This window comes from Niabella beijingensis, from assembly GCF_020034665.1.
Lineage (GTDB): Bacteria > Bacteroidota > Bacteroidia > Chitinophagales > Chitinophagaceae > Niabella > Niabella beijingensis.
In genome coordinates this window covers 2,918,824-2,941,556 of record NZ_JAIQDI010000001.1, presented here as the reverse complement: position 1 = coordinate 2,941,556, position 22,733 = coordinate 2,918,824, and the positions used below count along the sequence as shown (strand labels likewise).

Annotated in this window: 25 protein-coding genes; 14 read left to right on the top strand and 11 right to left on the bottom strand. The window is 47.5% G+C overall.

The window, feature by feature from the left end; genetic code table 11:
• Nucleotides 1-51: 51 nt before the first annotated feature.
• Together K7B07_RS12325 and K7B07_RS12320 are read right to left on the bottom strand one after the other, a co-directional pair.
• Entirely contained in the window at nucleotides 52-1,659 is a 1,608-nt protein-coding gene (locus K7B07_RS12325) for a S8 family serine peptidase (RefSeq protein WP_223710019.1), read from the bottom strand.
• Between the two features lie 41 nt (nucleotides 1,660-1,700).
• A complete protein-coding gene (locus K7B07_RS12320) occupies nucleotides 1,701-2,375 on the bottom strand; it encodes a proline and serine-rich protein 1 family protein (protein ID WP_223710017.1) in 675 nt (224 codons plus the stop codon).
• Nucleotides 2,376-2,517: 142 nt separating this feature from the next.
• Between K7B07_RS12320 and K7B07_RS12315 the strand changes: the two genes are divergently transcribed.
• Both K7B07_RS12315 and bcp read left to right on the top strand, forming a co-directional pair.
• Nucleotides 2,518-4,362, top strand: coding sequence for a M23 family metallopeptidase (locus tag K7B07_RS12315; protein WP_223710016.1), 1,845 nt, complete (start codon nucleotides 2,518-2,520; stop codon nucleotides 4,360-4,362).
• Nucleotides 4,363-4,384: 22 nt separating this feature from the next.
• Nucleotides 4,385-4,852 carry a thioredoxin-dependent thiol peroxidase gene (gene bcp, locus K7B07_RS12310; RefSeq protein ID WP_223710014.1) on the top strand — a complete coding sequence of 156 codons (468 nt, stop codon included), beginning with the start codon at nucleotides 4,385-4,387 and terminating at the stop codon, nucleotides 4,850-4,852.
• A 30-nt stretch (nucleotides 4,853-4,882) separates the two neighbouring features.
• On the opposite strand, the gene K7B07_RS12305 is transcribed toward bcp, so the two are convergent.
• Nucleotides 4,883-5,197: a Uma2 family endonuclease gene (locus tag K7B07_RS12305; RefSeq protein ID WP_223711366.1), complete on the bottom strand. Its 315-nt coding sequence runs from the start codon at nucleotides 5,195-5,197 to the stop codon at nucleotides 4,883-4,885.
• Nucleotides 5,149-5,301 carry a hypothetical protein gene (locus K7B07_RS12300; protein WP_223710013.1) on the bottom strand — a complete coding sequence of 51 codons (153 nt, stop codon included), beginning with the start codon at nucleotides 5,299-5,301 and terminating at the stop codon, nucleotides 5,149-5,151. Before K7B07_RS12300 ends, K7B07_RS12305 begins: the two co-directional genes overlap by 49 nt.
• Nucleotides 5,302-5,364: 63 nt before the next feature.
• Here K7B07_RS12300 and K7B07_RS12295 point away from each other — a divergent pair, with 63 nt between their 5' ends.
• Nucleotides 5,365-5,706, top strand: a complete 342-nt coding sequence (locus tag K7B07_RS12295; protein ID WP_223710011.1) for a DUF4157 domain-containing protein — start codon at nucleotides 5,365-5,367, stop codon at nucleotides 5,704-5,706.
• 18 nt (nucleotides 5,707-5,724) lie between these two features.
• Here K7B07_RS12295 and K7B07_RS12290 read toward each other — a convergent pair whose 3' ends face one another.
• Nucleotides 5,725-6,333 carry a zinc-ribbon domain-containing protein gene (locus tag K7B07_RS12290; RefSeq protein ID WP_223710009.1) on the bottom strand — a complete coding sequence of 203 codons (609 nt, stop codon included), beginning with the start codon at nucleotides 6,331-6,333 and terminating at the stop codon, nucleotides 5,725-5,727.
• Between the two features lie 51 nt (nucleotides 6,334-6,384).
• Nucleotides 6,385-7,152, bottom strand: a complete 768-nt coding sequence (locus tag K7B07_RS12285) for a biotin--[acetyl-CoA-carboxylase] ligase (protein WP_223710007.1) — start codon at nucleotides 7,150-7,152, stop codon at nucleotides 6,385-6,387.
• 91 nt (nucleotides 7,153-7,243) lie between these two features.
• Between K7B07_RS12285 and rsfS the strand changes: the two genes are divergently transcribed.
• Both rsfS and ftsH read left to right on the top strand, forming a co-directional pair.
• Nucleotides 7,244-7,657, top strand: a complete 414-nt coding sequence (rsfS, locus tag K7B07_RS12280; protein ID WP_223710005.1) for a ribosome silencing factor — start codon at nucleotides 7,244-7,246, stop codon at nucleotides 7,655-7,657.
• 68 nt (nucleotides 7,658-7,725) lie between these two features.
• The gene (gene ftsH, locus K7B07_RS12275) at nucleotides 7,726-9,798 is read left to right on the top strand and encodes an ATP-dependent zinc metalloprotease FtsH (protein WP_223710004.1); all 2,073 of its coding nucleotides are present in this window, start codon (nucleotides 7,726-7,728) and stop codon (nucleotides 9,796-9,798) included.
• Nucleotides 9,799-10,834: 1,036 nt separating this feature from the next.
• Here ftsH and K7B07_RS12270 read toward each other — a convergent pair.
• Nucleotides 10,835-11,542 (bottom strand): SIMPL domain-containing protein, encoded by a 708-nt coding sequence (locus K7B07_RS12270; protein WP_223710002.1) that lies wholly within the window; start codon nucleotides 11,540-11,542, stop codon nucleotides 10,835-10,837.
• Between the two features lie 93 nt (nucleotides 11,543-11,635).
• A complete protein-coding gene (locus K7B07_RS12265) occupies nucleotides 11,636-12,229 on the bottom strand; it encodes a hypothetical protein (RefSeq protein WP_223710000.1) in 594 nt (197 codons plus the stop codon).
• A 120-nt stretch (nucleotides 12,230-12,349) separates the two neighbouring features.
• Here K7B07_RS12265 and K7B07_RS12260 point away from each other — a divergent pair, with 120 nt between their 5' ends.
• Nucleotides 12,350-12,991 (top strand): LutC/YkgG family protein, encoded by a 642-nt coding sequence (locus tag K7B07_RS12260; protein WP_223709998.1) that lies wholly within the window; start codon nucleotides 12,350-12,352, stop codon nucleotides 12,989-12,991.
• 9 nt (nucleotides 12,992-13,000) lie between these two features.
• The gene (locus K7B07_RS12255; protein ID WP_223709996.1) at nucleotides 13,001-13,417 is read left to right on the top strand and encodes a gamma-glutamylcyclotransferase family protein; all 417 of its coding nucleotides are present in this window, start codon (nucleotides 13,001-13,003) and stop codon (nucleotides 13,415-13,417) included.
• A gap of 30 nt (nucleotides 13,418-13,447) precedes the next feature.
• Here K7B07_RS12255 and K7B07_RS12250 read toward each other — a convergent pair whose 3' ends face one another.
• Complete coding sequence (locus tag K7B07_RS12250) at nucleotides 13,448-14,974, bottom strand: sulfatase family protein (RefSeq protein WP_223709994.1); 1,527 nt, start codon at nucleotides 14,972-14,974, stop codon at nucleotides 13,448-13,450.
• Between the two features lie 196 nt (nucleotides 14,975-15,170).
• Between K7B07_RS12250 and K7B07_RS12245 the strand changes: the two genes are divergently transcribed.
• The 3 genes from K7B07_RS12245 to K7B07_RS12235 all read left to right on the top strand — a co-directional run bounded on the left by K7B07_RS12245 (nucleotide 15,171) and on the right by K7B07_RS12235 (nucleotide 17,947).
• Nucleotides 15,171-15,950, top strand: coding sequence for a UDP-2,3-diacylglucosamine diphosphatase (locus K7B07_RS12245; RefSeq protein WP_223709993.1), 780 nt, complete (start codon nucleotides 15,171-15,173; stop codon nucleotides 15,948-15,950).
• On the top strand, nucleotides 15,947-16,756 hold the full coding sequence (locus K7B07_RS12240; protein ID WP_223709991.1) for a hypothetical protein: 810 nt from the start codon (nucleotides 15,947-15,949) through the stop codon (nucleotides 16,754-16,756). The genes K7B07_RS12245 and K7B07_RS12240 overlap by 4 nt, the downstream gene beginning before the upstream one ends.
• Before the next feature lie 84 nt (nucleotides 16,757-16,840).
• A complete protein-coding gene (locus K7B07_RS12235) occupies nucleotides 16,841-17,947 on the top strand; it encodes a mechanosensitive ion channel family protein (protein WP_223709989.1) in 1,107 nt (368 codons plus the stop codon).
• 2 nt (nucleotides 17,948-17,949) lie between these two features.
• Here K7B07_RS12235 and K7B07_RS12230 read toward each other — a convergent pair whose 3' ends face one another.
• Complete coding sequence (locus K7B07_RS12230; RefSeq protein ID WP_223709987.1) at nucleotides 17,950-18,471, bottom strand: thioredoxin family protein; 522 nt, start codon at nucleotides 18,469-18,471, stop codon at nucleotides 17,950-17,952.
• 127 nt (nucleotides 18,472-18,598) lie between these two features.
• Entirely contained in the window at nucleotides 18,599-19,300 is a 702-nt protein-coding gene (locus K7B07_RS12225) for a MerR family transcriptional regulator (RefSeq protein WP_223709985.1), read from the bottom strand.
• A gap of 601 nt (nucleotides 19,301-19,901) precedes the next feature.
• Between K7B07_RS12225 and K7B07_RS12220 the strand changes: the two genes are divergently transcribed.
• From K7B07_RS12220 to K7B07_RS12205, 4 genes are read left to right on the top strand one after another with little or no spacing between them, the layout of a single operon-like run.
• The gene (locus tag K7B07_RS12220) at nucleotides 19,902-20,612 is read left to right on the top strand and encodes a hypothetical protein (RefSeq protein ID WP_223709983.1); all 711 of its coding nucleotides are present in this window, start codon (nucleotides 19,902-19,904) and stop codon (nucleotides 20,610-20,612) included.
• A 12-nt stretch (nucleotides 20,613-20,624) separates the two neighbouring features.
• Nucleotides 20,625-21,263, top strand: coding sequence for a hypothetical protein (locus K7B07_RS12215; RefSeq protein ID WP_223709982.1), 639 nt, complete (start codon nucleotides 20,625-20,627; stop codon nucleotides 21,261-21,263).
• Complete coding sequence (locus K7B07_RS12210) at nucleotides 21,245-22,054, top strand: sensor histidine kinase (RefSeq protein ID WP_223709980.1); 810 nt, start codon at nucleotides 21,245-21,247, stop codon at nucleotides 22,052-22,054. Before K7B07_RS12215 ends, K7B07_RS12210 begins: the two co-directional genes overlap by 19 nt.
• On the top strand, nucleotides 22,044-22,676 hold the full coding sequence (locus K7B07_RS12205; RefSeq protein WP_223709979.1) for a response regulator: 633 nt from the start codon (nucleotides 22,044-22,046) through the stop codon (nucleotides 22,674-22,676). Before K7B07_RS12210 ends, K7B07_RS12205 begins: the two co-directional genes overlap by 11 nt.
• The last annotated feature ends 57 nt before the right edge of the window (nucleotides 22,677-22,733 follow it).

Sequence of the window (22,733 nt, the reverse complement as noted above, 5' to 3'; positions counted from 1 at the left end):
GTGAACTTTTATTTTATGTAAAACGAACGGTAGTAAGAGCGCGCAGCGGCATTACCAGCCTCCGTTCTCACGATCGAGTGCCATCTTTACCGCCCCCGCGGCATTTACGATCCTTCCGGAACTGCATAATTCGGAAAGCGGTACTTTTTTTCCCCCGGATCCCGGTTTATCTACAGGCTCTTCTACCGTGGTCCCGGATCTGCGAATGATATCAACTACCTCAGCAGCCTTCAGTTTTGGAAAATAGGAACGCAGCAGGGCAGCAATGCCCGCTACCACCGGACTCGAAAGGCTGGTACCGCTCGCCATCTGTGTACCATTGCCGGCAATGGCGCAATGAATGTCGAGGCCAGGGGCAAATACATCTACTTTTTTCTTTCCGTAGTTGCTGAAACCCGCTACCAGCGTGCCCAGGCTGGCATCCCCGCTGGCACCTACCTGGAGCAGGTTGGGCAAAAAACGGTTCGCGACGGTATAGGAACTGGGATAGTGATCCTCTGTGTCAGTATCCGTCGCATCATTCCCCGCTCCGTGAACAAGGACCACATCCTTCGACAGGGCGTATTCAATCGCTTCATCCACCCACTTTTTATCCGGGGAAATGTACTTGCCAAAGCTCATATTGATCACTTTTGCACCATGATCCACGGCATACCGTATTGACAGGGCCACGTCTTTATCAAACTCATCCTTGCCCAGGATCCCCCGGATCATCATGATCTTTACGTTGTCTGCGATCCCATCAATGCCTGTCCCGTTATTCCGGACGGCCCCTATCACGCTGCTGACGCTGGTTCCATGATACCCGGCAAACCCGGACAGGTTGTGATTCCCGTATTTTGTTTTTGTTATATCATAGTCATCATCCTGCAGCAGCTTACCCCGGTAATCCTCGGGAGCCGTCGTCCGTTTTACAAGATTATCTTCCTGCTCCTTTTTGTAATCTCCGAACCCTTTCATAAAACCGGCATTGCTCATGTCCTCCTGAGCGAGTATCCGCTTCCAGATCGTCAGCAGCTCCCTGTTGGCGATCGAAACCGGGACACTGTCCAGGTCTTTTCCTGTAAAAACTTCCTTGTTCAGTATTTTCTTCAGCTGCTCATTGGTGCTGTTTGCCAGCTCCCAGTTTGCACGCAGGTTATCAATGACCGCTGAAGCACTGTCAAAATCCGCCGTCAGCGTCCTGCCGGCCCGTTGCCACTCCCGGTAATGCCACTGCTGGTCTTTGGGGATCGCGGCACTGTCTTTACCTTCAAACTGTGCTTTAAACCGATGGTAGGTGCGCCAGTCGTCACTGATGCTTACCGAAAGATTTTCCCCGTCCGGCGCGCCCAGGTAGTTCCATCCATAATAATCATCAGTCAGCCCGTTGCCATCATCATCTTTATTGTTATTGGGGATCTCCCCGGGGTTTTGCCAGAGCACCGGTTTCAGATCCGGCTGCAAGGTGTCGATGCCACTGTCGATAACCGCTACAATGACAGGGATGCTTTTGCGCCCCTTCAAAAGTGCATAAGCCTGTTTTAAACTGATGCCACGGTAGCCGTCCGCTTTATAATCCAGATAATGCCAGTCTTTTATTTTTGGTTTCACCTGCTGCGCCGTGACAAGGTTTAGCAAAAAAAAGAAAACGCAAACCGTGGTGATGATCTTCTTCATACTTTATTAATAGGATCATGAAAGTAATTCATATTGCTGATTTATTGCTGATTTAAAAATTTAAGGAAATCAGACTGCCACCCTATATATTGAAAACAATCTTTTAGCTGGTGGTAGTTCTGTTTGTCCTGCACCTGCGGAAATATCAATTTTGCCATTTTCAGTTTGTTCTCTTCAAACTGAAAGCTGTTGATCAGCTCCCGTACCTGCGCTGTTGTAAATGAATTGTACTTTGTTCCTGCACGGAAAATGGCCTCTTTATCATTATCAAACACCTTTCCGTTGATGGAGGCTGCAAGCGCGCGGGCATCCTGGTCTTTCATTTTTGGCAACCTGTTATAAACCGGCAACTGCGGGCTTACCGGCTTTTGAACAGAGGGTATATTTCCTGTGGGTCTTGTTTTCAGCATTTCTACTGTCTGTTCCAGCTTCATATTTTCCCGGACCCATACCGTTACCCGCTGACCGGACCGGATATTAATTATAGTTTCACAAACAGATGCTTCCGCAAAATAAGGGTCCCATATTTTTAAATAATAGTTACCGGGCACCAGGTTGGCAACCGCTATTGTTGCCCCGCTTTCCTCAAAATAGGCTTCTTCATTTTCCAGAACGATATTAAAGCTATGGTTCAAGGTATTTTTTACCTGGATGGTGGACTGTGTTTTTGCGATCAGCGGAAATAGCAGCAGCAGATAACAGAGCTTGTGTTTCATAAAATAACTTTTGGTAGTTATTTAAAAGAGGCAGCAACACCGCAAAAGGTTTAGAAACAACTGTTAAGAATTTTACAAATACCCGTTACCGTTGCTCCAATACCGCTTTATCACTTAAATAATAACTATTATATTTGAGCCGATGGCAAAGTTTTTTTTCCTCTCCGTACTCTTGTTAACCGGTGCTGTTTCACAAGCCCAGCTCTACAAAAAGCCGGCGTACCCCCAGCAATATTTCCGGTGGCCGACGTTATTGAACCCGGACATTGTTGCAAACATGGGGGAACTGCGTTCCAATCACTGGCACATGGGGCTGGACGTGCGTACCAATCAAAAGGTGAACCAGCAGGTGGTAGCTGCCGCAGACGGCTATATTGCCTTTGTGGGGATTGAACCGCTGAGCTGGGGTCGCTGGATCATCATCAACCATCCCAACGGATTGTCCACGCTCTACGGCCATCTGAATGATTTCCGCCCCGATCTTGAAGCATATGTAAAGAATTATCAGTACCAGGAAGAATCCTGGGAAACGCATCTCACCATTCCCCCCGGAAAATTCCCTGTAAAAAAAGGTGACTTTATATCGTACAGCGGCACTACCGGCGGCTCACAGGGGCCGCATGTTCATTGGGAGGTCATTGATACCAAATCCGGCAGGCGCCTGAACCCGGCATTGTTCGGCACACCGTTTTCCGATGCCTATGCGCCTACATTGGTGAAGCTCGTCATGTACGACCGCAATAACAGCAGTTACGATCAGTACCCGGGAACATTTCCCCTTCATAAATCGGGGGAGACCTACTCCGTGCCCGGTGGCATGATCAATACGGCCTATAATCATCTCAGCTTTGCGATCCAGGCTTATGATACCTGGAACAGGGCGGGCAACCGGGATGGTATTTACAGCGCCCGGCTCTTTTTTGACGGGGAAGAACTTTCCGCTTTTTATATTGACAGCATCGGCTACAATAGCACCCGCTATATGAACTGCCAGGTCGATTATAAAATGAAGGCCAATGGCGGTGCATGGGTACAGCATATATCCAAACTTCCCGGCGACCGTGGTGGCGTTTATTATGATCTCGGCTGGAATAATAATACCATTAAGCTGAACGATACCAGCACACACGAAGTAAGCATCCTTGTAAGCGACACTCATGGCAATACCTCCACCCTTTCCTTCCGGCTGCAGAACAATGGTGCAGCCCCGCCGGCTGTCAAAAGCTATGAATGGCTGCCCAACCGGCTCAGCCGCATTTTCAAATATGATTTTGAGGCCTACCTTCCCATGTTTGTTCTCTATGATAAAATGAACCCGGGGTATGCAAGACTGTCTTCAAGCGGCGGCGGCAGCGTTTCTGCCCGGCATAAGCTGGGGGAAACCAATATCCCCGTGCACAGCGATTTTGAGGTACGCATCAAACCCGAAAAACCCATAGCTCCTGAGCTCCGGGACCGTGTGGTGATCAAAAGGACCGGCAGCAACAGTACGGTTAAAAAAGCCAGCTGGAACGGCGATTGGGTTACTGCACTGTTCCGGGATTTTGGTACGTTCGAAGTATTTACAGACAACATTCCACCCTCCATTAATTCATTGGGAAGCGGTGATGTGGTGGATCTCAGCCGCGCGTCACGCATTGCGTTCACACCAACGGACAATTCCGGTATCGCCGATTTCCGGGCGGAAATAGACGGCCGCTGGATCCGGTTCACGAATGACAAAGGCAGAACCTACCTCTATTATTTTGATGAAAAAGTGACCCCGGGTGAACATACGCTTTTTGTAACTGTTACTGATATTGCAGGCAACAAAACCGAAAGAAGCTGGAAGTTCAGAAGAGGGGGAGGCGCAGCCGCCGCAACCCCGGTGAAAAAAGCAAGCTCCGGTAAACAGACAGTCACTAAAAAGACTACTGCATCCCGGTCAAAAACGGCTGTCAAAGCTTCCGGAAAAAAACCCACATCCGGAAGCAGGAAGAAAAAATAAGGATCAAAACTGTTTGAAATATATGGCAACACATTTGAAAGAAGGAGATAAAGCCCCCTTTTTTACCGGTACGGACCAGAACGGAAAAAAGATCGCGCTAAAAGATCTTAAAGGTCAGAAAGTGGTCCTCTATTTTTATCCTGAAGATGATACCCCTACCTGTACCATACAGGCCTGTAACCTGCGCGACAACTATGCATTACTGAAAAAAGAAGGTTTGCAGATCCTGGGTATTAGTCCGGATGAGGTCAGCAAGCATAAAAAATTTGAAGCAAAATTCTCATTGCCCTTTTCACTGATCGCGGATCCTTCACATGCCATTATTGAAAAATATGGCGTCTGGGGTGAGAAGCAGATGTTTGGGAACAAATATATGGGCCTGCACCGGACCACCTTTGTTATTGATGAGAATGGTGTGATCCGAAAAATATTTTTAAGACCCCGCAGCGCCAAACATGCGGAGGAAATCATCAAAAGCCTGAAGAGCTGATGCTTTCTGAGTCGATCAGTATGTCTTCTTTTAAAGAAGGGATATCACGGCACAGCCTGAATTTTCCGCCGCGGTCATAATCTTTTGCAGCGGGGGTAGGATCTCAATCAATACTGCCGGCAGCACTGCGGTGTTTTCATCTTCGGCAGGAGCAACCATATCCCCGCAGATGATCGATATATCCGGGTAGGTAAACAATGTATTTTCGGGTATATGGATGCGCATGTCGCTGCCATAGGGCTGACAGTCATTTCCGCTAAGGAGCATGTATAATTGCCCCAATGTGTTTTTAAATATTATATGATGTCTTCGCCCTGCACCAGCCGTAGCAAAAACGGCTCCCAGATAGTATTCGTGCTTTTCCGGTGATGCCTTTCCATCTCCAGGTATTCTGCAATGGTATCGTGTTCGTTTTTATATGCTGTTGCCGGTTCGTTTACAGTATCCATAGCTGCGATTTACATCTTTTCTTAAACCTGTTTTTCTGTCGTATTTTTGACGGGACGCGCATTATGACCCCTTTCCGCATCAAAGAAAATTCATGGATCGCCCGGCTGGCAGCCGGAAAGCTGAAATCAAAAAATGTGGCCCTGGTCATTGGTCGTACCATTTACCTGTACGGAGCCACAAAAGCAGCCTTCCTGGCCGATGAGCGCTGGGTACGGCATGAGCTGAAACATATCGAACAATACCAGCGTTATGGGCTACTGCGTTTCCTGTTTAAATACCTTGTTGAGTCTGTAAAACATGGTTACTATAACAATGTATTGGAAAAGGAAGCCCGGGCTGCAGAGCGGGATGAGTTGATCGCCACACGGTTCACACTTAAAAACAAAAAATCCGGAATGACGTAGAACAATCCTTAAAGCCGATCATTCTCTTTTTACATTCAATATTTGCTTTCCATCAAACATCGACTGTAACTGGTTCCTGGAAAACGAAATCGTTTCGCTGCCATAATCCGTTCCATGCGTCCGCCTCAGTTTATATAAAGCGGATGACCGGTCGGCAGCATAATTATTGACCACCAAGGCCACGGAATCCGCAGTAACAGCCGTTACCTTATATAGCGTGAATTTATCGGGTTGCTCCTTTACTTCATATACATCCCCTATTTTCGGATCTTTAATATACAGCTTATTATTTTTTGAACTGGTATACCCGGTGTACATCACAAACAATGCGAATACTCCTACCAGCAACAAACCTGTATAATATTTTAAAGGTGTTTTTATTTTTTGTTTCTCGGAGTAAAAGACCGGTCTCAATGCAGTTGGCAACTGGTTTTCATACAGTACCTGTTTACAGTGGGAACACTGTGTCATCCCCTTTTTCCCCGTTGGAAAAACCGGTATCCAGAAAATATGAAAATAACGTACTGCAAAACTTAGATACACGCTGTTTTTTGTTCCACAGTGATCGCAGTTTATGGGAGCAGCATTCGTTCTAAGTGTTTTTCCCCTGGTGCCGAAGATGATCATAGCCGGAGTGTTTTAGTTTAAAAGCAGCTAAGCTGTCTTTGTATTGCTAAGCTAAACGATCCATTTAATTTCTCCAAAATCGAAATAATTTCTTTTTTCTGTCTGGACAACCAGCTGCCCCTCTCTGGTCACTTCAAGTACCCTGCCGGTTCTTACCGCCTCATTTTCTTCAAAATTTATTTCCTCATCTTTCATAAAAAGATGGGCATTGTATTCTTCCAGGTTTTCCCTGACGGATCGCTCAACATCCGATTTCAGTGCCGCCAGGGCATTGAAGATCCGCCCTGCCAGTTCGGTGGCCAGTACCAGGCAATCGTAATTTTCTCCGCTTATCATTTTTAGCGAAACGGCCCGTTTCAGGTCTTCAGGGAAGCGGTCCTGGTTCACATTTACGCCAATGCCCGCCACCGCCCACTTCCAGTTCTGTCCGTTAATGATGTTCTCAATCAGCATTCCCACTGCCTTTCTGTCCTGAAAATAAATATCATTGGGCCATTTTATAAACCAGTTGCCCGGCACTTTTTCTGCCAGAAACTTCCTGGTTTCCACCGCAACAAGTGCACTCAGCACAAATAAATCAGTTAAAATCAAGGGGTTTGGGCCTATAATCAGGCTCAAATAGATATTCTGATCAGGCAGGGAGAGCCATTTCTTTCCCCGTTGTCCTTTGCCGGCGAGCTGCTCGTGGGCAAAAATGCCCATGCCATGATATGCCAAACCTTCACGTATCCGGCTAAGGGCATAGTTATTGGTACTGTCTACCTGCAATAGTTCAACAATGGCAGGAATTTGGCCGGCGGCTGCCTTTTTTTGAGTCAATATTTGCTATTTTTGAACAAAGTAAAACAAGTTTAGGAAATGTGCCCTTTTTGAGGGCTTGTTGCCGTTAAAAAAATATAAATTCTTCTATTTGGAACCCTTAGCATCGCTAACGAAACGTAAAATTTCAGGTACAGCCAGGCTTACAAGAAATTCTAAACTTTTCAAGACTATTATTTCCGCAATCAGGGAAAAAAAAGGGGAAAACATCGTTTCCCTTGATCTGAGGCAGATCCCTGAAGCCGTATCCGATTTTTTCATCATATGTGAAGTTTCCAGTTCTCCACAGGTAAAGTCTGTAGCCGATAATATCGAATACCGGGTAAAAGAAGCCACAGGCGAAAATGTGTACCAGCGAGAAGGTACCCAGACCCTGCAATGGGTATTGATGGACTATGTAAACATCGTGGTACATATCATGCTGCCGGAGCAGCGTAAATTCTACAGCCTGGAAGAAATGTGGAGTGACGCCAGCATCAAAGCACATAATGAAAAGGATATTTAAGAAAAAATAGTAATACATCTCATAAACATTTCAATAAAAATTGCCTTATAGTATCATAATTACAGAACATGTCTCAAAATAATTATAACAGACAAGAAAAACAGCGGAATAACCCGTTCTCGCCAAAGCCTTCCGGTAATGGCGGCGGTAATGAACCCAAAAAGGTAAAGTTTGGCAGCTATTGGGCATTTATTATCATTCTGGCTATCATGCTGGCCCTGCAGTTCCTGAATCCGTTCGGGTCTTCCAGCAAAGAGATCAGTATCGATGTTTTCCAGGCCATGGTTCAAAAAGGCGATGTGGATAAATATGCGATCGTAAATAACCGGAGTGTAGTAAGAGTCTGGATAAAAAAAGACAGTCTTTCCAAATATCAGGAGGCCGGCAAAGGGAAAAGCGGCAATACGCTGATACCGGCCAATAACGATCCTCAGATGTTTTTTGAAATTACCAGCGGGGACAAGTTTGTCGACCAGATGAAAGACTTTTACAAAGAGCATCCTCAGACAGCACAACCTCCAAAAACCGTAACCAATGACAGCGACTTTATCGGCCGCTCCATCAGTTTTATCCTCCCGTTCCTTTTGCTGATCGGTGTCTGGATCTTAATGATGCGTAAAATGGGCGGTGGCGCCGGTGGTGGTGCCGGCCCTGGTGGAATATTCAATATCGGAAAATCCAAGGCCACCCTTTTTGATAAAGGCACCCGTGTCAACATCACATTTGCGGATGTGGCCGGACTGGATGAAGCAAAGGTGGAGGTAATGGAGATCGTCGACTTTCTGCGGAATCCCAAAAAATACACCAGCCTTGGCGGTAAGATACCAAAAGGAGCCTTGCTGGTAGGGCCTCCGGGAACCGGTAAGACATTGCTGGCAAAAGCCATGGCAGGTGAAGCACAGGTTCCTTTCTTCAGCCTCAGCGGATCTGACTTTGTGGAGATGTTCGTGGGTGTTGGAGCAAGCCGCGTGCGGGACCTCTTCAAACAGGCACGCGAGAAAGCACCCTGTATCATCTTTATCGATGAGATCGATGCCATCGGCCGTGCCCGTGGTAAGAATGCCATGATGAGCAATGACGAACGCGAAAGCACGCTGAACCAGATGCTGGTAGAAATGGATGGTTTCGGCACCGACACCGGTATCATTGTACTGGCTGCTACCAACCGCCCGGATGTACTGGACTCTGCATTGCTGCGCCCCGGCCGTTTCGACCGGCAGATCACCATCGACCAGCCGGACCTTGCGGGACGCGAAGCCATTTTTAAAGTGCACCTGAAAGAGATCAAAACCTCCGAATCACTGGATATTCACAAACTGGCGGAGCAGACACCCGGTTTTGCGGGTGCAGACATTGCCAATGTTTGTAATGAAGCAGCCCTGATCGCTGCACGGAAGAATAAAACAGGCGTGGATATGGCCGATTTCCAGGACGCCATCGATCGTGTGATCGGCGGCCTTGAAAAGAAGAACAAGATCATTGCCCCGCATGAAAAAGAAGTGATCGCCTATCATGAAGCCGGTCATGCCGTAGCAGGCTGGTTCCTGGAGCACGCATATCCCCTGCTGAAAGTAACCATTGTACCAAGAGGTACCGCCGCATTAGGATATGCACAATACACGCCCAAAGAGCAATACCTGTACCGGACAGAGGACCTGATCCACCGCATGTGTATGGCTTTAGGCGGAAGGGTAAGTGAGCAGATCTTCTTTGGGAAGATCTCCACAGGTGCCGGCAGTGACCTGGAAAATGTGACCCAGATCGCATATTCCATGGTGACGGTATATGGCATGAGTAAGAAGGTGGGCAATGTAAGTTTTTACAACCCGCACCAGGATACTTCCTTTACCAAACCTTACAGTGAGGAGACTTCCAAACTGATCGATGAGGAAGTACGGGCCATTATTGCAGAATGCTATGATAAGACCGTGGCGCTGCTGACTGAAAAGAAAGAGCAGGTGGAGATCATCGCAAAGGCGTTGCTGGAAAAAGAAGTATTGTTCCAGGCCGATGTGGAAACCCTGATCGGCAAACGTCCTTTTGAAGAAAAGAAATTGCTGGCAGATGAGCCGCCCGTAGTACCTATCGAACCGGTACCCGGCGGAGTACCTCCCACCAATCCGAACCCAACGGCGAATTAACCGCTGAATAAATAAATGAAAAGAGCGTCTCAAAAATCAGAGGCGCCTTTTTTATTTGGAAAAGTGATAAAGCTTTGCACCGATCAGAGGCTAACTATCCGGGACAGGATACAAGCCCGCGGCGCGGACCTTTCGTCAGGGTGATGATCAACTTTCTTATGTTGGGAGCAGGTGTGAGAAGCAGGTATCTTTATGGGTCGTGCCTACGGCACTCCCGTACTCTGTAGCAGGTTCCGGCTTCCGGAATAAATTCCGGAGTTGCAAAAATGAGCCAGGCCTATGGCCTTTGCTTTTATAGCGACAAGGCAGACCTACTCCTAAAAATGGTTTTTTAAACCAACGCCGTAATAGCTTAAAGGGCGTAAGAGGCAGCGCCTCGTTTGATCTTTCAACAACAAACTTCGGTTGCTGATCAGCGCCATCCATGAAACGTAGAGAGCTGTAGGCTCGGCCTGTAAAATGCAGCAATAAAAATCCCAGGACTGTAGCACGCACGAGCGCCGGGGCAGATGGTGTGTAGGCCTGTGCATCGATGGCAAAGAGGGTTCATGGGACATCTGAACGCCCTTATGGGTCGTGCCTACGGCACTCCCGTACTCTGTAGTACGTTCCGGCTTCCGGAATAAATTCCGGAGTTGTAAAAAATGAGCCAGGCCTATGGCTTTTGCGTTTATAGCGACAAGGCAGGCCTACTCCTAAAAACGGATTTTAAACTAACCCCGTAATAAGGCGTAAGAGGCAGCGCCTCGTTTGATCTTTCAACAACAAACTTCAGTTGCTGATCAGCACCATCTATAAAACATAGAGAACCCTAGGCCCGGCCTACGGCCTTTGCTTTTATAGCGACAAGGCGGGCCTACTCCTAAAAACGGATTTTAAGCTAACACCGTAATAGGGCGTAAGAGGCAGCGCCTCGTTTGGTCTTTCAACAACAAACTTCAGTTTGTTGACCAGCCCCCATCCATGAAACGTAGAGAGCCATAGGCTCGGCCTGTAAAATGCAGCAATACGAAAAGGGTATTGCTGTACAGCAGGGTCAGTTTTTAATGGCAAATTCGGATGTGATGTTCCGCCGGAACTCGATCACCTCGGGGGAGATCTTAAAGCCCCTGCCACCATAGGCCTTGGCATAGGTATTGATTCGTTCTTCGCTGGAATAGCCATTATCATTATAGCCGGCAATCGCTTCATTATTGGATACATAAAGCAGCTTTCCCAGCTTCACTTCCGCCCTGGCACATAATTTCCGGGCCGATTTCAGTGCATCGTCGTAGGCCAGCAGATCCGCCTCCCGGAATATACTGTCTGCCCTGGAATGACTGAATTGTATCCGGGCGATACTGTTGATCCTTGTCTCCAGCAATCTTCCGGTAAGCGCAGTAAACCTGTTGATATCATTCAATACAAAATCAATGGTCTGCTCTGCCTGGTAACCCGTAAAGCGGGGCGTTCCGCTGTTATAGTCATAACTTTTATTTGCGGATATGCTGCTGGTTTTAATATCCTGTTCCTTTTTCCCGAATTGTTCCAGGATCGCGGATACAGAGTCCACTGTTTCCTGGGTCATTTTAACAGCATCGGCCATCCTGGGTTGGGTAAACAGCACACTGATAGTAAGGATAACCTGGTCCGGCATTACGCGTACCTTTCCTTCGCCCGTCACCCGTATCTTATCCTGTTGCGGAGTAGTGTTGCAGGCAGCAAAAAGCAATGCTGCGGCAGCAGTAAACGTTATGTATCTCATTCAAGTGTTTTGCAGATAAGATACCGGGAATGTACTTTTCCATAAGAACAGGCGATTTTTTAAAGACAACCCTGCAGATCAGTCAGCAACTCCTTATTCGCAGGTAAGGATTTTGCTGATGGTGTTACTGTCTGCTGCACCATATAACCGGCCGGCGATCCTGATCATATCGGCGATCCTGTCCTGCTCCAGGTGGTATTCCGGGTTGGTGGATTCCAGCTTTTTGATCAGATGATTATTGTTAAAATAATACCGATTTTGATATTTATACGCTGTAGGATTTGCCGCACCCCCGTAGGCATTGTCAAGGTAAATAAAAATCAGCTGCCCCTTCCTGAAATAATAATCCTCTTTCCACTCACCATGATCTTCTGCACCCTGGTTGTGAATTTTCACAAGGGTACCCTTATCGTAATAATAAGTAGCTGTACCTTCCTGGTAGGGAGGCTGACATTTTTCGGAACTTTGCCAGTTGAACTGCTTTGATGTAAGCGGCATTTTATTGATGCGCTCAAATTCAGCCCGGATGACCGCCACCAGTACCGTGGTGTCTTCCACAACCGGGGCCGGACCGGCGGCAACTGCGGCAGTATCCTTTACGGGAGGTGCTTTTGCTGTTCCCGTCTCATTGGAACCGCAGGCTCCCAAAAATACAATTATCCAGAAAACAGAAAAATAGTGCTTCATGCTGTTTCATTTGTTATTACAAGGTATCACATCTTACCCAGAAATCGTGCTGGATCAGCTTTTTAAAATATTGTAACAGGAATCCATCCGCTACGTTGGCTAAATTATTAAATTCGCACAGTGATCCGATCGGCCAAAGATACCGTACTAAAAAAGATCCGGGAGGCGCTGAGCCAGCCCACACCGATCCCTTTTCCCAAAAGTGAAGGACAATCAATGGTATATGTTCCCCTGCACCAGGAGCTGGAAGTGGAATTTGCCGAGCGCTTTACCGCGCTTCAGGGGCGGTTTGCCTTTTGCCTGAGCAATAAAGAACTGGTAAGCCAGTTCAGTACCCTGCTTTCCCATACAGGATGGCAAAAGATCTATTGCCAGGAACCGGAACTGGCCGTGCTGATCGGGCAGCAGCTCGAAATCAGCAGCAACCCCGCCGATCTTGCTAACTGTGATGTGGCCATAACCGGCTGCGAATACCTTGTGGCCCGTACAGGCAGTATTGTAATGAGCGCTGCACAACTAAGCGGACGTAAAACAAGCGTGTATGCCCCTGTCCATGTTTGCATCGCCTATACCAGTCAGCTAGTTTTTGATGTAAAGGACGCCCTGGAAGGCATCAAAGAGCGTTATGGCGACACGCTTCCGTCGCTTATCACCTTTGCCACCGGACCCAGCCGTACCGCGGATATAGAGAAGACGCTTGTGGTAGGAGTACACGGACCGAAGGAAGTTTTTGTTTTTTTAATAGACGATACCAGCGAATAACACCTCGATATGCAAAGCAATTATCTTTTTGTTTACGGCTCCCTGTTAAGCGGGTTCAAAAGTCCCGCATACGAATACATGGCACGCTATTTTGAATTGGTCGGACCGGCCACCGCATCCGGCACCCTTTACGATCTGGGCGATTACCCCGCAGCCATCCCGGACAATTCGGGCAGGACGATCACCGGGGAACTGTACCGGATCCGCAGCAAACACGAGTTGTCTTATGCCCTTGCCCAGCTGGACGGGTATGAAGGCCTCAACCCTGAAGCGGGAGAAACGGCCGATTATAAACGGGAGTTGTGCAGCATCCGACGCAATGACGAGCAGGTGGAGGCCTGGGTATACTGGTTCAGCCACGAGATAAAAGATAAACCTGTTGTTGAATCGGGCAATGTGCTGGATTACCTCAATTCCCGGCGATAACGAGCAGGTTAGCGATTCCTGTTATTTTATTTACCTGGCCGTATAAACCTTTTTCCAGAGATCCACCGGCGTGTCATTTTTCTGGGGTGTGCCGGGTGTGCTTCTTCCATTATCGATATATCGCTGTAACAGTTTCATTAATTTTTTCTCCACTTCCGGATAAGCTGCCTGTACATTGTGTTGCTCGCGGATATCCTGCGACAGGTCATAAAGCTGTGTAACAGGTAATCCCTGTTTAAACGCTTCCGCATTCCGCGGTGCGGTCCAGCCACCGGAGCCCGGACAAAGCTCCAGCTTCCATTTTCCCTGGCGGATGGCGAAATTGCCGTCAATCGAATGATGAACGGTGGCTTCCCTGATTTCCCCGGCAGAACGGCCGGTTAAATACGGCAGGATATTATAGCTGTCTTCAGCGGCATTATCCGGCAAGGGTTTACCAAGGATGCCGGCCACCGTTGCCATAAAATCGCTCAGACAAACCGTATTGTTACAACTACTTCCTGCTTTGACGCTTCCCGGCCATTTCACCAGAAACGGGATCCGGTGTCCCCCTTCCCATATATCCGCTTTATAGCCCCTGTAATTCATACTGGGATAATGTCCTTCTGCTTCCACATTCCATGTTTTTAATACATAAGGAGCAAACCCGTTATCACTGGTGAAAACGATCATCGTATTGTCTGAGATCTTTCCATCATCCACTGCTTTTAACAATTCGCCCACTGCCCAGTCCGTTTCCATCACATAATCCCCATATTCCGTCACCCCGCTTTTTCCTTTGAACTGATCCGACGGAACAACCGGTGTATGCGGGGAGGGCATAGTGAAGTAAAGAAAGAACGGCTTTTGTCCCTGTGCCTTCTCCCGGATATAGGTTACTGCTTTTTTTGTAAGCTCCGGCAAACAGTTCACCGCCTCAAAGTCAGCAGCAGCAGGCCCTTCCCTTCCCCATTTTTTTATCGTGTCCGGAATACTGATGGTATGATCATTCTCAATAAAAACATAGGGCGGCATATCCAGTGAAGCGGCGATGCCGTAGAAATAGTCAAACCCCAGCGCATTCGGACCACCGGTAATTGGTTTGCTGTAGTTCACCTGCGGCGTCTTTCCGTCCTTTATAATATCCCAGCCCAGTCCCAGATGCCATTTACCGATACAGGCGGTCGTATAACCATTTTGTTGTAGCAGGCGGGCAACCGTTAGCCGTGAGGAGTCGATCAGCGGTTTATCAAAACCATGCAGTACGCCCTTTGCCAGGCGGCTGCGCCAGGCATACCGCCCTGTAACAATACTGTACCGGGAAGGAGTACAGACTGCCGAGGATGAATGCACATCGTTGAAGACCATTCCCTCCTGGCCGATCCTGTCAATATGGGGGGTGTTGATCCTTCCCTTTGCATTGTAATATTTTACATCCCCGATCCCCAGATCATCTGTCAGGATATAAATGATATTGGGCCTGGTACCCGCCCGTTGCTGTGTGCATGCCTGCCTTCCGGCAACAAGCAGAAGACAACACAGCGCGATCTTTTTTAATAGCATGGTAACGATCCTCACTGGATTTAATGTTAGTAACAGCCGTCATTTCATGTATGTAAAAATAGCCGCAGATGATGCTCCGCAATGCCACCTGCCTTGCCGATCAGTAAGCTATTTTAACCTGCGGAGTACAGGATCGCTTTAAAGGAACGCCCCGAACACAACCGTTATTTTCGTATTTAAGGGCTACCTTTGCTCAAATTGGTACATCAACTTGCAGGCAGGTAAAAATATTTATTTTCTTTCGGATTTCCACCTGGGCGTTCCGTCCTATGAAAGCAGCCTGGAGCGGGAAAAAATGCTGGTCCGGTTCCTGGACGAAATAAAGGGCAGCGCGGATACCATTTTCATCGTGGGCGATATGTTCGATTTCTGGTACGAGTACCGGCATGTAGTGCCCCGGGGTTATGTGCGCATTTTGGGAAAGCTGGCCGAGCTGGCAGACAGTGGCATCCGGCTGCATTTTTTTGTGGGCAACCACGATATGTGGATGAAGGACTATTTTCAGCAGGAGCTGAACATGCCCGTTTATTTTGAGCCGAAAGAATTCGCCTGGAATGGCAAACAATTCCTTATAGGCCATGGCGATGGTCTGGGGCCGGGCGATCATGGTTATAAACGCCTCAAAAAGGTATTCCGGAACCCCGTCTGCCAGTGGCTATTCGGCGTACTTCCTCCCGTGATCGGTATTGGCGTAGCCAATTATATGAGCCGTAAAAGCCGGGCCAAGACCGGCACTTCAGAAGAAGTATTCCTGGGTGCGGACCGTGAATGGCTGATTACTTACTGTAAGGAACAGCTGCAGAAAAAACAGTACGATTTTTTTATTTTCGGACACCGCCATTTGCCCATCGACTTTCGTCTTACCAGCAGCAGCCGTTATATTAACCTGGGCGACTGGATCACATTTTTTACCTATGCGGTGTTTGACGGCCGGGATGTTCAGCTGCGCTCCTATATACCTGGTAAAGAAGAAAAAATAATCCGAGGATGATACGCCGGCTATTCATACTGATGGTTTGCTGCATTTCCCTGAATGCGGTAAACGGGCAATTGACCACAGAAAAGATAAAGACCATTCCCGGCAATTATGTTGCTGTTGCGGCTGATAACCTGGAGAATATTTACCTGCTGACGGCTTCCAACCAGCTGAAAAAGCTGAACGAAAAGGGCGACTCGGTTGCCGTATACAACAACGTAAAAAAACTGGGTGAAGCTTCTCTGCTGGATGTTTCCAACCCGTTGCGGGTACTGTTGTACTATCGAAATTTTGCCACACTGGTGATGCTGGACCGGCTACTGAATGCGGTCAACACCATCGATCTGCGCGCGCAGCATATCTTTAACGCGGAAGCCGTAGGACTCTCTTACGACGGAAAGATATGGCTGTACGACAATATGGAGAACGTGTTAAAAAAGATCGATGACAAGGGCAGTGTGCTGTTTAAAACGCCGGACTTCCGGCAGTTATTTAATGACGCTCCGGCGCCACAGCAGATCATCGACCGAAATAAACTCATTTATATCTATGACTCGGCCCGCGGCATTTATATTTTTGACTACTACGGTACCTATAAGGGAAAGCTTGCCATCACCAACTGGCAGGACCTTCGCATTACCGACAAATATATCTTCGGGAACGACAATAACCGTTTCTACCGCTACACCCTGAATACACTGAAGTTTGAAGAATGGCCCATCCCCGATGCCCTCAAAAATGCCCGGCAATACATCCTGGGCGAACAAACCCTTTATGTATTGAATAACGACGAGCTCTCCCTGTACTCTTTCCGCCTCTGAACGATATCCTAAAAAGCAGCATCCGCTCCTGTTCCATTGGCCACACCTTGTTGTTTCAGGGTTTTTATCAGTAATTTTGATCGTATGAATGAATTTCTGAACCAGGTTTACTTTGATAATTCAGTCAGGGCCTATATTGCTGTAGGTGTTACCATCCTTATTGTTATTCTGTTTAAGAAATACATTGCGCATTACCTGGCGCTGGCTATTTTCAAGATCCTGAAACTCCGGTGGAAGAATATTGATTTTATTGCGTTCCGTTCACTGGCAGTCAAACCCCTGGGTCTGTTCTTTGCCGTACTCATTACCGTAACGGCGCTCGACAAGCTCACACTTCCGGCTGAACTGGAATTCAGTCTTTATAAGGTCACCTTCCGGGAATTGCTGCGTATGACCGGTACCTTCCTAATCATTTTTACATTTTTTCAGTTTGTTATAAAAATGATCGATTTCATCATGCTTATGGTGCAGGGTGTTTACATGAAAGGGCAAACGGGGGCGGGAAGCCATCAGCTGGTTTTCTTTTTTAAAGATCTTATTAAGGTCCTGGTTGGACTGATCGGCTTATTGTTTATACTGAAGTATACGTTTAATTACGATATAAAAGGCCTGCTGACCGGCCTGAGTATTGTTGGTGCCGCGGTTGCACTGGCCTTAAAGGAAAGTCTGGAAAATCTTATTGCTTCCTTTATTATCTTTTTCGATAAGCCCTTTGCCACCGGCGATGCGGTAAAACTGAACTCCGTTTCGGGTGTGGTGGAAAAGATCGGTTTAAGAAGTACGCGCATCCGCTCTGATGCCAAATCCTATATTACGGTGCCCAACAAACAGATGGTAGACAGCATCCTCGATAACCAGTCGAGCCGGGTTCAGCGGCGGGCAGAATTAAAGCTGGAACTTTCTTCCTCCACCACTCCGGCAGCGGTTGAAAAATTGCTGGGCGGTATCCGTGAAATCCTTACCGGAGGCGGTGTTATTGCTTCTTCCGCCTTTGTAACCGGTATTACCGCTAATGCAATACTTATCAACTGTGAATATTTTACCGGCGCAAACATCAGCGAATACAACAGGATCCGGGAACAGAATACCCTTAAGATCCTGGGATTGCTGGAAGAACTGAACATTACCACCGCACAAAGTGTGAGTGATATCAAGATCATCCGGGATGAACCGGCGGGTCCGGCAGTTTAGAGTTATTTTGCCTTTTTTATAATATCGGCCAGCTCCGTATCAAACCTGCCGGTTGTTCCGTATTCCACCACACGGCCCAGTTCGGTATCAAACTGGTAAACGATAATGGTCGGTACATTGGTCACCTTCAGCCCTTCGGTAATTTTTGCTTTATCCACCTTACTACGGTCCACCGCCAGCAGGGATGCCTTGTTTTTATCCACACCGGCCGCTTCCAGCAGTTTGTAAAAACGCGGAATGACGTAATGTGAGTCGGGGCACCAGGTACCCATAAATACCTTGAACCAGATCTTATCCCTGTTCTTTTTTACGGTTTTCACTGCTTCCGGAGATGGATTATACACTTTTTCTCCTTCCGCGAACCAGCTAAAGGCGGTATCCGCTCTCAACAGGCTGTCCGTAATATGTCCCAGCAGCATTTTATGTTGTTTGCCGTTATGGTCATCTGTAGCTACCTCATACTGTTGTGCAAACCCGGTCAGGGAAGAAAAGGCGATAAAGCCCGATAACATAATTTTTTTCATGTGTTTCAATTTCACATTACAGGGACGCGCTTCATCCCTTCAGCGATGCAGCACTATAAACAAAAATAACACGGTTCCGGTTGCGCTCAATAAAAAAAGGTTCGTAAAACGAACCCTGTTACTGTTTTTATATCCCTGCTTTCAGCTCCAGCAGAAATCCCTTAAGCCGTTGCAGCGACTGGACCGCGGCAAACTTCTCATCGGCTTTTTTATTGTTTTTCAGGTATTCCTTGGCTCCTTCGATGGTAAATTTCCTGCGGCGCAGCAGGTCATAGATCAGGAAAAGGTTCTTTACATCCTGCGGACGGAAAAAGCGGTCGCCTTTGCCATTCTTTTTTGGCTTGAGGATATCAAATTCCGACTCCCAGTAGCGGATCAGTGAGTGGCTCTCTTTGAACATGGCCGTCACCTCCCCCATACTATAATAATGTTTTTTAAACAATACTTCCTCATCGGGCATTTCCACGGCATCTGCGGCAATGCTGTTTTCCCGCACGGACCTTCTGCCCCGGGTTCCCGGCGGACGGCGCTCTGCTACCGGACCGGCGGTTTTTTCTTCCTCCTCATCCGTCTCCGGTACTTCGTTGTTTTCAGGCTCCTGCTGCAATACAGTTTCGCTCCCGTTGGCAACAACCGGCTCTTCTGTTGACACCGGCTCCTCCACATCTTCCGCAACAGCATCTGCCGGAGTCGCTTCTTCCGCTTCGGTTTCCAGCTCAATCGTTGCCGGAGGCCGCAATGTATTCCTTTTGGGTTTGGGTAAGGGGTCTAACTTTTCTACTTCATCCAGAAATGAAAATGCGCCCTGGGGTTGTGCTGTTTTTGCCATGAGTGGTACAAATCTGGTAAATAAAACAAAAAATAAAAGTAAACAATGAAATGTTAAGCATCTCAAAAAATACCCTCCCCTGCAATTTAGCGTTTAAAACAGGTACCGCCAAGTATTTTATCTGCTGAACCTGTATGAAAAAAGGCCATCCCGCTAAGGCGGAATGACCCGTTGGAGTTTTGACAGTTTAGCGGGTGATTGAATTTCCAATAAGCCAGGAGGTTACTCTCTTGCAGCGTTTCAGCGAATGATGAATAGACTGTTATTGTTTATGCTGTATTGTATTCTTTTAAATTGCTGTTCCTGCTCTTTTGTATATTCCTGCAATTCCTTTCGTTCTCCTTACAAAGATGCATTGTTGCAGCTCCTTTTATCAATGGGATAAATACCCTATTTTAGGGGGATTTTCCCTGTGCGGATTACCGTAGTTTTACGGATGGGCATTTTTAGACCCTTTTATAAAAAAGACATTTATTTCGTTGATAATAAGAGTATAACGGGGTTTTCACTGCACTTGGTTCAAACTAATTTTTTATTCATGCGCATTTGATTTTAGATTTATACTGCCATGTTCAAATGATAACAACTAAAACAGATTTTTATGAAACGATTCCCCTCTGTACTGCTTTTTCTGATCCTGATCGCCGGTATCATTTATTTATTCCTGGAGAACCGCAGGCTGCGGGAAGCCGGCTCCAATGAAACCCGGTTCTTTGTTTCGGAAGGAAGCGTAAACCCCAAAGACATCAAACTTAATTATGTGCGTCTCGACAAAGCACTGGAAATGACGGGAACATTCCGGGCCTTTCAATACAGGTACATTACGGAAGGGCTTAACCGTTACCTGGGCAATAATCCGGACAGCACAAAAAAAACATTCTGGGATTCGCGGCTGACCACTTTTTCACTGGACAGCATCAAAAAGCTTGTTTACACAATGGATGAGCTGATCAAGAGTGGCAAACTGGTAAAACCGGACGGATCAAAGGTCAGCAGCTCGGAGCTCGGGATCAAGATGTATGACGCCGCCTATCCCGGTCTGCAGCCGCAGAATGCCGACTATGCCGGTCATACAGGCCGCCACACCCTCATTCTTGTACCGGCCTATAAGGACCGCGGAACAGCCGAGTATCATGATTTTCTGCCCTCCGGCGAGATCCCCGACAAAGGCAAACGCACCCATACATTGTTTGCGCCTGCCCAAAACGGTAGAACCATGACCACCATGGGCTTTCTGCCTCCGCCCCTTGCTGTAGAGGTAGGATTGAACCAGGGAGGCGCATGTCCGCCGCCCAGTGTGGAGGGCAATTAACAGGCGGGCCTTATGATCTCCTTTTACATCCTGATTTTCCTGGAATGGATCAGCTTTCTGACCGGACTGTTCTTTTTTAAAAAACGGGGCGGGGGCTTTGTAGTGGCTTTTCTGGCGGCTGTGGTGATTACAGAAACAGTGGTGTATTTTGCACGGCTTTATTTACCGGATACCGACCTGGTACACGTTACCAATATGTGGTACAATTGTATGCTCCCGGTGCAGTGTACCTTTCTGCTTTTGTTTTTTTATAAAAAAACGGGGCTGGCTTACTGGCGGGTATTGATAAAGGGCTTTATCGGCATTGTACTTTTTATAGCCGTTCTGCAATTTTTTGCAGGTGGCGTTACGCAGTTTAATACCTTTAATTACACACTGGAAGCGATTTTTATTTCAGCCTGCAGTCTGCATTATTTGTTTGAGCTGATGAACAGCGAGAAAATAGAGGAAGTAACAAGAGACCCGTTTATGTATATTTCAATAGGGTTGCTGCTTTTTTACCTGGGCACGCTTCCTTATAATATCACCAAGCTTTATTTGTTTGAAACCTACCCGCGCCTGTTCTATCCTTATTATTACCTGTTCTTTGCGTTCAACTATTTTTTATACGGCATTATAATCTTTGGCATCCTATGGGCGAAAAAGAAATAAATGTATTCTTCCTGTCGGTCATCCTCACCGTGCTGCTGCTGGTAATGGCGGTATACTTTATCATCATCAGCATCCGGCGGCGTAATATCCTTTATAAGAAAGAGCGGGAAGCCAATGCCATCCTGCATAAACAGGAATTGCTGGAAACCCGGCACGAGGTACAGCAAAAACTGATGCAGCACATCGGCGGCGAGCTGCACGATACAGTAGGCCAAAAGCTCACCCTCACCTATCTTCAAATGGAGAATACGTTGCAGTCCGACGATATGGAGGCCATCAAACACCAGATCTCTTCCCAGAATACGCTCATACAGGAGTCGCTGAACGAGCTGCGGAGTATCAGCAAGATGCTGACCACACAGGATTTTGCCAACTTCAGTTTTGTGCACTATCTGGAAAAGGAGATGCAGCGGATCAATGAGAGCGGGCTCTGCCACGCGATCTTTTCCTGTACGGACCGGTCATATGATTTTCTTACGGAACACCTGAATCTGTCCATTGTACGGATCTGCCAGGAATTCATCCAGAACAGTTTAAAACACAGCGGCGCCGGCCGCATCGAGGTCTATGCCATGGTAACGGATGGTATATTGCAGATCACCTGTGCAGATAACGGAAGGGGGATCGACTGGTCGAAGGTTTCCGAATACCGCATCAGCAGCGGCAGCGGGCTAAAATCGATCGAACGCAGGATCCAGAGCATTGGCGCCACCGGCCGCTGGGAGAACAACAACGGAACACAGCTGTACATTTCATTACCTTTAAATAAAATACCGGATTATGAGGCATAGCATCGTCATTGTGGATGATCATATTCTTATTGCGCAGGCGCTCTCCACCATGATCAGCTCCATCCCCAACTTTGATGTGTTATATGTCTGCAGCAGCGGAACGGATCTGATGGAACGGTTCACTCATCCCAAAAACATTCCCGATGTGGTGATCCTCGATGTGCAGATGCCGGTAATGAATGGTTATGCGGTTGCCCAATGGCTTACGGAGCACCATCCCAACGTGATCGTGCTGGCGCTGAGCATGCAGGATGATGATGAAAAGATCATAAAGATGATCCGCTCCGGCGCAAAGGGATACCTGTTAAAAAGCATTCAGCAGAAAGACCTGGCCCATGCCCTGAATACCATTGTAAAAGAAGGTATTTTTTATGATGCCAAAGTGAGTAAGGCACTGGCCAGTGATTACATTAAAAAAGAAGTGACCCAGCAGGCCCTCAGCGCCAAAGAACGGGAGCTGATCCCCTGGCTGTGCTCGGACGCCACCTATAAAGAAATAGCCGCCTCCGTTTTCCTGAGCGCCCGTACGGTGGAAAGTTATGCTACCAGCATTATGGAAAAGCTGGAAGTACGCAACCGTGTCGGGCTGGTACTGGTAGCCGTAAAAAAAGGCTGGATATGAACCTCCGACCTTATCCAGCCCTCCGTTGTTCGCTGTTTTTTATCTGACAGGAAGCCT

Coding starts and splice junctions, on each gene's coding strand:
- K7B07_RS12290 (WP_223710009.1), bottom strand. CDS start 6,333: ATGATCATCTTCGGCACCAGGGGAAAAACACTTAGAACGAATGCTGCT.
- K7B07_RS12315 (WP_223710016.1), top strand. CDS start 2,518: ATGGCAAAGTTTTTTTTCCTCTCCGTACTCTTGTTAACCGGTGCTGTT.
- K7B07_RS12225 (WP_223709985.1), bottom strand. CDS start 19,300: ATGGCAAAAACAGCACAACCCCAGGGCGCATTTTCATTTCTGGATGAA.
- K7B07_RS12230 (WP_223709987.1), bottom strand. CDS start 18,471: ATGAAAAAAATTATGTTATCGGGCTTTATCGCCTTTTCTTCCCTGACC.
- K7B07_RS12220 (WP_223709983.1), top strand. CDS start 19,902: ATGAAACGATTCCCCTCTGTACTGCTTTTTCTGATCCTGATCGCCGGT.
- K7B07_RS12255 (WP_223709996.1), top strand. CDS start 13,001: ATGCAAAGCAATTATCTTTTTGTTTACGGCTCCCTGTTAAGCGGGTTC.
- K7B07_RS12270 (WP_223710002.1), bottom strand. CDS start 11,542: ATGAGATACATAACGTTTACTGCTGCCGCAGCATTGCTTTTTGCTGCC.
- K7B07_RS12240 (WP_223709991.1), top strand. CDS start 15,947: ATGATACGCCGGCTATTCATACTGATGGTTTGCTGCATTTCCCTGAAT.
- K7B07_RS12320 (WP_223710017.1), bottom strand. CDS start 2,375: ATGAAACACAAGCTCTGTTATCTGCTGCTGCTATTTCCGCTGATCGCA.
- K7B07_RS12300 (WP_223710013.1), bottom strand. CDS start 5,301: ATGGATACTGTAAACGAACCGGCAACAGCATATAAAAACGAACACGAT.
- K7B07_RS12295 (WP_223710011.1), top strand. CDS start 5,365: ATGACCCCTTTCCGCATCAAAGAAAATTCATGGATCGCCCGGCTGGCA.
- ftsH (WP_223710004.1), top strand. CDS start 7,726: ATGTCTCAAAATAATTATAACAGACAAGAAAAACAGCGGAATAACCCG.
- K7B07_RS12265 (WP_223710000.1), bottom strand. CDS start 12,229: ATGAAGCACTATTTTTCTGTTTTCTGGATAATTGTATTTTTGGGAGCC.
- bcp (WP_223710014.1), top strand. CDS start 4,385: ATGGCAACACATTTGAAAGAAGGAGATAAAGCCCCCTTTTTTACCGGT.
- K7B07_RS12215 (WP_223709982.1), top strand. CDS start 20,625: ATGATCTCCTTTTACATCCTGATTTTCCTGGAATGGATCAGCTTTCTG.
- K7B07_RS12210 (WP_223709980.1), top strand. CDS start 21,245: ATGGGCGAAAAAGAAATAAATGTATTCTTCCTGTCGGTCATCCTCACC.
- K7B07_RS12205 (WP_223709979.1), top strand. CDS start 22,044: ATGAGGCATAGCATCGTCATTGTGGATGATCATATTCTTATTGCGCAG.
- K7B07_RS12235 (WP_223709989.1), top strand. CDS start 16,841: ATGAATGAATTTCTGAACCAGGTTTACTTTGATAATTCAGTCAGGGCC.
- K7B07_RS12325 (WP_223710019.1), bottom strand. CDS start 1,659: ATGAAGAAGATCATCACCACGGTTTGCGTTTTCTTTTTTTTGCTAAAC.